Origin of the sequence: Gluconobacter sp. P1D12_c (genome assembly GCF_018812105.1) — a bacterium.
GTDB lineage: Bacteria > Pseudomonadota > Alphaproteobacteria > Acetobacterales > Acetobacteraceae > Gluconobacter > Gluconobacter oxydans_A.
The window spans coordinates 1-434 of the sequence record NZ_JACSIQ010000512.1 but is presented as its reverse complement, the minus strand read 5'-3'; the positions used below and the strand labels follow the sequence as shown (position 1 = coordinate 434).

General features: G+C 38.7%; 1 protein-coding gene. It reads right to left on the bottom strand.

Annotated features, from left to right (window positions below; translation table 11 throughout):
* Positions 1-7: 7 nt before the first annotated feature.
* A complete protein-coding gene (locus tag KP705_RS17930; RefSeq protein WP_215764835.1) occupies positions 8-268 on the bottom strand; it encodes a hypothetical protein in 261 nt (86 codons plus the stop codon).
* Between the last annotated feature and the right edge of the window lie 166 nt (positions 269-434).

Sequence of the window (434 nt, the reverse complement as noted above, 5' to 3'; positions counted from 1 at the left end):
GATATATTCAGAAAGCTTCTTTTTTTGTCGGTAATGGCACATTTGGCTGACCGACAAACCATTCGTAGAGTGAAGGATCACTCGGAAGGCGAAGTGTCTCTAGAAGCACTTCATTATCTCGCACTATAGAAAATTCAAAAAATTCATCTAAATTTTCATCATGTAATTCCTTAAGATTTTTCCAAATTTTCATAGTTTCTAAGTCGTTTGAATGAGAAATTATAAATGTATTTTGGCATGCAATATGGAATCGTTCGTTAGTTTTCATAATTTTCCTCCTTCTATAACTTCAAGATTAAATCCCGGCTTTGGTATTGTAGAAAGTTCTTCTTGTGTAGCACGACTACCTACTTCAGCAACGTGGCGGTTCATGTAGTAGCGGACAAGACCCGGCCCTCGCATACCGGCTACCTTTTCGCGCTCGGAGAAAATCG